General features: G+C 65.0%; 8 protein-coding genes. All 8 read right to left on the bottom strand.

Annotated features, from left to right (window positions below):
* The coding region (locus ACYQ8L_RS14110) for an acyltransferase family protein (protein ID WP_459942448.1) at nt 1-630 on the bottom strand (630 nt) is incomplete at its 3' end.
* Nucleotides 627-1832: a glycosyltransferase family 4 protein gene (locus ACYQ8L_RS14105; RefSeq protein WP_459942447.1), complete on the bottom strand. Its 1206-nt coding sequence runs from the start codon at nt 1830-1832 to the stop codon at nt 627-629. The genes ACYQ8L_RS14110 and ACYQ8L_RS14105, both read right to left, overlap by 4 nt.
* Entirely contained in the window at nt 1829-3151 is a 1323-nt protein-coding gene (locus ACYQ8L_RS14100; RefSeq protein ID WP_459942446.1) for a hypothetical protein, read from the bottom strand. The genes ACYQ8L_RS14105 and ACYQ8L_RS14100 overlap by 4 nt, the downstream gene beginning before the upstream one ends.
* Nucleotides 3148-4452, bottom strand: coding sequence for a putative O-glycosylation ligase, exosortase A system-associated (locus ACYQ8L_RS14095; protein ID WP_459942445.1), 1305 nt, complete (start codon nt 4450-4452; stop codon nt 3148-3150). Before ACYQ8L_RS14095 ends, ACYQ8L_RS14100 begins: the two co-directional genes overlap by 4 nt.
* A 15-nt stretch (nt 4453-4467) precedes the next feature.
* A complete protein-coding gene (locus tag ACYQ8L_RS14090; RefSeq protein WP_459942444.1) occupies nt 4468-4980 on the bottom strand; it encodes a tetratricopeptide repeat protein in 513 nt (170 codons plus the stop codon).
* Between the two features lie 178 nt (nt 4981-5158).
* Nucleotides 5159-6067: a polysaccharide deacetylase family protein gene (locus ACYQ8L_RS14085; RefSeq protein ID WP_459942443.1), complete on the bottom strand. Its 909-nt coding sequence runs from the start codon at nt 6065-6067 to the stop codon at nt 5159-5161.
* 3 nt (nt 6068-6070) lie between these two features.
* Entirely contained in the window at nt 6071-7162 is a 1092-nt protein-coding gene (locus ACYQ8L_RS14080; RefSeq protein WP_459942442.1) for a GNAT family N-acetyltransferase, read from the bottom strand.
* Entirely contained in the window at nt 7152-8267 is a 1116-nt protein-coding gene (locus ACYQ8L_RS14075) for a DegT/DnrJ/EryC1/StrS family aminotransferase (RefSeq protein WP_459942449.1), read from the bottom strand. The genes ACYQ8L_RS14080 and ACYQ8L_RS14075 overlap by 11 nt, the downstream gene beginning before the upstream one ends.
* Nucleotide 8268 lies beyond the last annotated feature (1 nt).

The following is an 8268-nucleotide window of genomic DNA, read 5'->3' as shown; positions in this document are numbered from 1 at the left end:
GCCGGCCGCGAGTCCCACGAACCCGATCGCACCCTCCTTCCTACCAATGGGCAACCCCCAGCCCCCCGCATAGGTGCCGATGATGAATCCGCAGGTGGTGAGCCACAGGGCGTGCCCGTAGGGAACCACCTTCTCCAACGCCCAGGCCGCGGCACACCAACCCAGCGTCAACCAAAACGCCGGACGCCTTCCCACACCCAGCACTCGGGCGATCCACGGGTACAGGGCGTAGAACACAAAGAGCAGGGTGAGAAACCACATCCCCCGGCCGAACGGACTCGGATTGGGCAAATGGAGCCAATTCAGCCACCCCTGGAGCCCTGCCGCGCACACGAGGGACTGCCACGTCCACACCCCCGACCTGCCCTGGACCAGGAAAAGCACAAGCAACAGGGCGTCCACGGCGAGCAACCGGATGCCCAACCGCCGGGCCTTCCGGCCCCAGTACGCCCGGCGGTCGAAACGCAAACCGTAGGAACGACGCGTGAAATAGGCGGAACTGTAGGCGAAGATGAGAAGCGACACAGCCGTCGGGGCCCACACCGCCGGGAAAAGGGGCTCCAGGAAGTGCGCGACCGCCACTTCGCCAATGGCAAGCACCTTGAGGACGTCGAACCCCCGATCTCTCACGCGCTTGCCCCCACCCTCGTTTCCGGATGCCCTCTCCTCGCTTCCCGAAACACCCCATCCACCGCCTCGGCCACGTGACTCCACGAGCGTCCGGCCACTGCCTCGCGGATCGTTTGCGCGTCCCAGTCGCGGGCGAGCGCCCGGGCCAGGGCGGCCTTGAGCGCGTCGGTGTCCCCCGTTGGCACCAGAAATCCGTTTCGGCCGTCCTCCACCCACTCGGGAATCCCGCCGACCGCCGTCGCCACCACGGGCACCCCGCTCGCGAGGGCCTCGAGCACCACGTTCGGGCACCCCTCGGCCCGGCTCGCCAGGCAGAACACCCGGGCCCGGGCGTAGAGGCCGGGCATCTCCGTGTGGGGCACCCGGCCGAGAAACCGCACGCGCTCCGCCACGCCCAGGTCCCGGGCCAGGCGCTCCAGGCGCGGGCGCTCCGGTCCGTCGCCGGCCACCCACAACTCGGCATCGGCCCCGAGCCCGGCCAGGGCCCGGATCACCGTGTCCACGCCCTTCCCGGCCACCAGATTGCAAACGGTAAGTAACCGGGGCCGGCCGCCGTCCGCCGCCTCGGTCGGGGCGAACCGCTCCAGATCCACGCCGTTGGGCACCAGGTGGCAGCGTTCCGGGTCGGCACCTAACGCGACCATCCGATCGAGGAGCCCCCGGCTCACCGCAATCAACGCATCCGCGTTCCGAAGGGTCCACCGCACCTTTGGCCCGATGCCCCGAAGCTCCGGGTAGAGGTTCACATCGGTGCCCCGGGCGCTCACCACCGCGGGAACCCCTAGCCGCCGGGCCAGCTTCACGGCCGCGTACCCGTCGGGGTACACGAAATGGGCGTCGATCAGATCGAACGGGCCTTCCTCGCGCCACAACCGTTCCACGGCCGACCGGGCCCCCCGGGCCATGCTGGCGCCCTGGAAGAACCCGCCCAACCCGGGCAGCATGAAGTAGCGCGGATGGACCACGGTCCACCGGCCCCGTTTCTCGGCGCGGGGAACCCGGCTGAACCCGTCCCACTTCGTGCGCCAGGGAAGCCGGGGGAAAAAGGGAACCGGCGCCACCACGGCCCAGCGGGCCCCGTGGTGCTCGGCCCAGGCCTCCATTCGCCGGGCCACGAACCCGCCGAAATCGGGCTGCACCGCGTTGGGGAAGAGCGAGGTGAACGTGAGGACCCGAAGCCCCCCTTCCGGCCGGGCCGTCATCGCAGGGTGATCTCCGTGACCAGGTAGGCCCCCACTTGCCCCGCGGGGACGTCGGCGCTTTGCCAGCCGTCCGGAGGCGTCTCCTGGGGCGGAAACCCCGGCGGGGGGGCGTGGCGGCCGTCGTCCGCATTGCTCGGGGCCACCACGATCTCGTCCATATCCAGGGTGGCGGGCTCGTCGGGATCCCAGGCGATGACCGAGGTGGTCAGGGTGTCGCGCCGCACGGTCCAGGTGTGCTCGCGGTAGCGCACGGCGACGGGCGGCCCCAGCATCTCGGGCCGGATCCGGTGAACCAGACTGCCCTCCCAGGCGCCCCCGGCCGGAACCGCGATCTCCCGGTAGCCCACGGGCTCCCCCGTGGCATCCGTCAGAACCGCCACCCCTAAACCGCCGTCTCCGCCCACGGCTTTTTGCACGGCCGTTGGGGCCCCGTCGGAATCGGCGTCCACGAACGCCCGGTAGAGGGCTTCCCGGCTCGCGCCGAGTTCGCTCGACACGAACACCCGGTAGCGCCGGTCCCGGTTCGTGGGGTTCACGAGGCGCACCGGCACCACGACGTCGCCCCCCTCGGCCCAAGCGTCGAGCCGCCGGAACCCCGGCTCGAAAACACCCGTGGGCTCCACCCGGTCGAGGGCGATCTCGTCCAAATCCACCGGGTGGACCCCGCCCTCGTCCTTCGGGAACACCACGAACTGAAGCTCCCGCAGGGAAGCCACGAACGGCACCTCCCCCGTCACCCCCTGGGCCGCGAACCAGTGGTAGTAGTCCCGCTGCTGCCGGAAGGCCGAGGGGGCCAACATCACCTCGAGCCACCGGCCCCGGGCCCCGGGATGCACGCAGAAATTCGCGTACCCGTGCATCATGGAGTCGGTGCTTCCCGACGTGCCGTCGGCCCCGCCCACGAAGGGATCTTCCGGGGCCAGGTGGTAGGTCCACACCCCCAGGGTCGGCCTCGCGCCCTCGTCGCACGTGAGGACCGAATCGGCCGGCAGCCTGAGCCGGAACCGCACCACGTTGGGCTCGGGGGGCGCCGACAGCACGCTCGTGCCCGTAGCGAGGTACCGGCGCCGCATGCGGTAGCGGAGGTACGCGCTTCGCTCCGAAATTCCTGCCGCGGCAAAGAAGAACCGGCCGTAGCGGCTGCCATCGTCGAGGGTGAGCACCGCGATCTTCCGCACGTCCTCGGGCCGCCACCCCGGATATCCGTCGCCGGACACCAAAGCGCCCCGCTCGAAATCGGCCAACACCACCGGACCCGCGGCCCAAGCGGCCGCAGCCGCGAGAATTCCTGCCAGGCATACCGCCGCGAGAGCCCTCAAACCGGCCGCCCCGCCGCGAGGCTCCGCTGAACCGGCGCCGCCTCCGGCACCGCGGCCCCGGCCAGCTCCCGCTCCACGATCACCCGGGCCGCCGCCACGATCGCCACGATGGTGTACGGGAGGTCCCAGTACGCGAGCCCCAGGAACGCCCCTCCCACGGCGTACCCCACGAGGGCCACCTGGCACATGGACCCCAGGTCGTAGGCCCAGTGGAGTTCGGGCCGGGCTTTCCCGGCACGGATGAGCCACGAGCAGTTCATGAGCGTGGCGATCCCGAGCATAAGGAACAAACCCAGCCCCACGAACCCCTGCTCGGCCAGCATCTCGAAATAGATGCTGTGGGAGTCGTGGACATCGCGGGGGTTGGGCGCGTACTTCCAGAAATTTTCATGGGTGAACGCCCGGGCCCCGGCCCCGAACACCGGGTGGTCGAGAGCCAGGTTCCAGGCCATCTTCCAGGCGTTGATCCGCCCCATGGCCGAGGCGTCCTGCTCGTAGGTCTTGATGGTGGACATCCGGGCGTGCCAGTCGGCGGGCATGAAGGTATAGAGCACGGGGATCATCGCGGCCATGGCGACCCCCATGACGAGCTTCCGGCGGCTCCGCAGCCACAGCACCACAGACATCGCCCCGCCCGCCACGAACGCCCCGCGGGACCAGGACCCCACGATCGAGAACCCGCAGAGAACCATGAGCACCGTGAGCCCCCACCGGATCTTCCGGTTCGTGGCCACAAGCTGGAGGTAGCGCGCCAGGGGCAGCATGATCACGAGCGCGAACGCGAGTTCGTTGTTCCCCTCGATGAAGCTCCCCGGCGGCCCACCCACCCTGTAGGCCCCGCCGTGGGCGATGGTGAAGAGCCCCCCCTTGAACCCGAAAAACCCCAGGGACAGAACGATCACCCACACGAGCCACTCCACCCTCTCCCGGGTGTGGAGGAGGGCCGAGGCCACCACCACCATCACGATGATCTTCGCGAACCGCTCCCACTCGGCGTAGGCCCCCGAGGGGTTCATGGCCACGAGAGTCGTGGTGCACACCCAAAGGAACAGGAGCACCGTCAAAATCATGGGCGCCCGCCAGGGCACGGCCTTGCGGCCCTTGTAGATCACAAACGAGAGCAGCGTGGCCGCCGCCACCACCAGGGAGAACCGCATGTTGTAGGCGAACTCCCAGGTGTACCGGTGGGGGTTCATGAAGGCGAGCCAGTTCCACATGAGCACGCCCCAGAAGGGGTCGCGCAGGATGGCCGGCACGCTCCCGAAAATCACCAGGGTGAGGACGAGGTCGCGAAGGGGCATCGGGGTTCTCGGCGACTAACGAGAGTTGGTGAGCGATTCCATGGCTTTCGCGATGGCCGGGTCATTGTTGGTCTCCCGCACCCCCTGAACCAGGACTTCCCCGGCCTCGTCCACACGCCCCTGCGCCTCGAGAATCCGGGCCAGTTCAACGTAGGCCCGCGCATAATCTTTCCGACGGCTGATAGAGCCCATCAACAAATCAATGGCATTTTGAAATTTGCCAAGTTCTCTAAATGCAATTGCTTCGTTAAGTAGCAATTCTGGAAGCAATGGAAAATCATCGCTCACACGCAATCTCACGTACTCGAAGTTGGCGATTGCTTGATTTAAATTAGATCTCCTGTGCATATCATATTCTGGATACGGGTCCACAGCCTTGAAGCACCTATTCAACTGAGCAAGCCCCCAGCAGTAATGGTGCAAATGGTTATAGTTCCCTGTCCCGAGGGTGGCCTCCCATCTTTTGGCCTTCACCGAAATATCCGCCCCAGGCTTTTTTGTGGTACCCCTATATAAATACTTGATCATGTGTCTCTGCACTTGACAGTATTCCGGGAGTTCCAATATTTCTTCTGGTGACGGGTACTGAGCAGTGGAAATGCCGGCCAACGCGGTTCCGTTCCCCAAGAGCATGACCAAGCCCAACAGAACAATGCTCAACCGCGTTTTATGATCGAAATTTCTCAACATAGGTCTATTCCACCATTTACCCTGAGAATCTATACCAGAGAGTTTGCGCCACAAAACGATACGGGTTCTGGGACCAACCCGCCCCGCGGTGCAACCGGTACCTCGGCGTCTCTGGGCGGTTCACGCCTCGCACGGTTGTGAAAGCCGCCTTCACTCCATGCTTGGCCAAAATGGCTTCCGTATCCTCATTAAAGTCCTCCGGCCTCCCGTTCGGATACGCAAACAGGGTCGGCCGGATTCCGAGCCTGCGCTCGATCGTCTCGATGGAACCTCGGATCTCCTCTTCCTGCCGCTCCGGGGGCAGGGTGGAGAGAATCGGGTGCGTCACCGTGTGCGCCCCAAACTCCACACCCCACTCGGCCATCTCCGCCACCTCATCCCATGTCAACATAGGTGTCCGGTTTGCGGCCTCGTCTGGGGAGACGCCCAGTTCCCTGCAAAGGGCTTCAATCGCATCATCCCTTTCTCGTTCCGGCAACCGCCGGACATACGAGGCGAACGCTTCGCTCGCGGCCGCGCGGCCCTGTGGGGTCTGGAAATCGTAGTCGTTTCCGTTGACCCCCCACCTCTCCTTCCGGGTTCTTGCGAACGCCGTGAACATCTTGTCGTGCCAGAGCGGTTCGCCTGTTTCCAAGGGCCCTGTTGTGAGAAAAATTAGGGGTTTGATGTCAAGCCGCTTGAACAAAGGAAATCCAAACAGGTAGTTATCAGAGTAGCCATCATCCAAGGTAACCCCAATCGCAGGCTTCCGCGGCGACCACCCTCCCGCGCCGCCCCCTTCCAAAATTTTGCCCACGCTTACTATATCGAAACCAAGTTGGAGAACCCTTAGTTTCTTCTGCAGTACCCCGGGCGAAACACCGTCGAATACGCCGTCTGCATTCGGACATACGCGGTGGTACACCAGCACTTGAAAAACGCGCACCACTCACATCTCCCCCGCGTATGAGGCCCCGATTGCTGCCGCGGTCTTTCCTGGCTTCCGAGGAACCAGAGAGCGCCGCATTCTGAGCAACGTCGGGAGCAATCGTCCTCGAAACGCCTCTACCGTGATCAAATGCCGCGATGCTGTCGCCCATTTTTTCTTCGCCTCGTCGGCATTGGTATAGAACTCGCACACCTTCACTCGAGGATCAGAGAACAGCGCTCGTAGCGACTCGTAGAGCAGCAGAATCCCCGGCGCCATTTTTTTGTATTCTTCCGCATACGTCGTTTTTAGATTTATGAAAAATCCGTCCGCGTTGCTGATACACAGGCGCGCTGCGACCATCGTTCCTCCCCCCCACAACTCAAAAACAGTGGCGCAACCCCGTTCCGCAAATCGGCGCAATGCCTCGCGGTAAAACCGGCCCTGCTCGTTCGTTGGATGGAGAGCCGTTCCTTCTTTCCCCTTCCAACCCTGCGATTCGAGTTCGCCGTAGCGGTCTACGGCACGGACCACTTCGTCAGGTGCCCGCAACACCCGAAAATCGAGCTCTCCCCATTGTGCCGCCGCGCGCCGAAGCCTTCGGTCGAGTTCCTTTTTGAACTTTGGAGCGCGCCCGCCCCAGTAGTCTTCAAAAGATCCAATGGTATCCACAGAGATAGTTTCCCAGTATGAAGTGGCGCAGATTCTCCGCGGATCGAGCGCGGACTCCCAAAAAGAAGAAACAAAAGGATCCTGGCGCCAAAACGTCAGGCGGCGCGCCGTCGGACCCAGACGAACAAACAGATCATCCAACTCTCTCTGCCCGAGGTCCCCCGGGACGATGGCCGGCGCGACCACCAACTGCGACGGGCACCACACTTCCCATCCGAGCCGTATGCCTTGGGATAAAATGACGGCCCCGGAGGGCTCTCCTTCGCGAAACAGCACAGCCAGCGTTTCCTGCCCACTGGCAAAGCATTCTATTGCGGGCGCGACAAAGTCGGGGTTCAGAATGGGGTTGTCGCCGGCGACACCACGATTGAGCGAAGCCCAGACCTCGGCCCACCGGGGAAACTCCCCGATGGGCACAAGCGCCCATCCTTCACGCTGCACGTCCGATCTCCCTTACGACCGCGCTCGCGACAAACTCTGCCGAGGCCCGGTCTACCCCCTGACGGCAGGGCAGCTGCAAGATCTCGTGTGCCAGCCTTTGGCGGAGGCTCCCCCTCGGCTTCGGCATGCCCGGCCATGTGGCGTCCCAACGCAGCACCGGAATTCCGGCGCCCCGGAGCTGCCGGTAAACACGGTCGGGCTCCCGCAAGACCCGCACCGGATAAACGTAGGGCACCGCTGGCCGCGAGTGGAAAACCGGTCGGCACGGCAGCCGCGCCGAAGCGGCCCCGAAGACCCGGTCATACACGTCCCAGTTCCGGCGCCTGGCTTCCGCCCCTTCCGACATCAAACACAGGCAGGCGCGCGCAACAGAGGACATCGCTTCCGGGAACCGTGGTGCCACGCTCTCCTTTTCGTCGTTCACATCGCCCCCCGGGGGCGGCGTACGGGGTTGCGCCTCCCTCTCACCCGCCTCTCCGCCTCGGGCCGCGATCGCCTCGAGAAGGCGGACAACGGGCCGGAGTTCGCCCCGAAGCGAGGTGCGCACGCCCAAGGCGCGCCGCCGAAGCCCGGACCCGACCGCGAGTCCGCCGTCGGGCAGTGGGAAGAACTTCCGAATGCTGAAACATACGAAGTCTGCACTCCGCCCCACGTGGCGCCCCGTATCATCCACATAGGCCATGTGTGCGCAGTCTTCCACGAGCGCTGCACCGGGGAAGAGCCTGCGGATTTCCTCCAACACCGCCCGGGCCTGGGGCTTGCCGAAATAGTGCGCCACAACCACCGCCGCCACGGGAACCTTCGCTCCCCTCGCCGCCGAGAGCATGTGGTCAAGGTCGGGCTCAAGGGAGTCGCCCTCCTTCAGGTCGTAAAAGACGGGCTCGGCCCCAGCCCAGACGACGGGGGCGATCATCGTGGGGCAGTGGAAACTCGGAACAAGTACGGCGTTGCCGCGTCCGACCCCGGCCGCACGGAACGCCACCCAAAGTGCCGTCCTCCCGTCCCGAGCCCAAACCTTGTCGCCGGAAAGAAGCCCGGGAAGGTAGTTTTGGGCCTTTTTCCCAAGCGAGAGGCACCGCCCAAACCGGGGGAAGGGAGTCCCCATG

The sequence above is a fragment of the Deferrisoma palaeochoriense genome (genome assembly GCF_054656955.1).
This window is presented reverse-complemented; position numbering and strand designations above follow the sequence as displayed.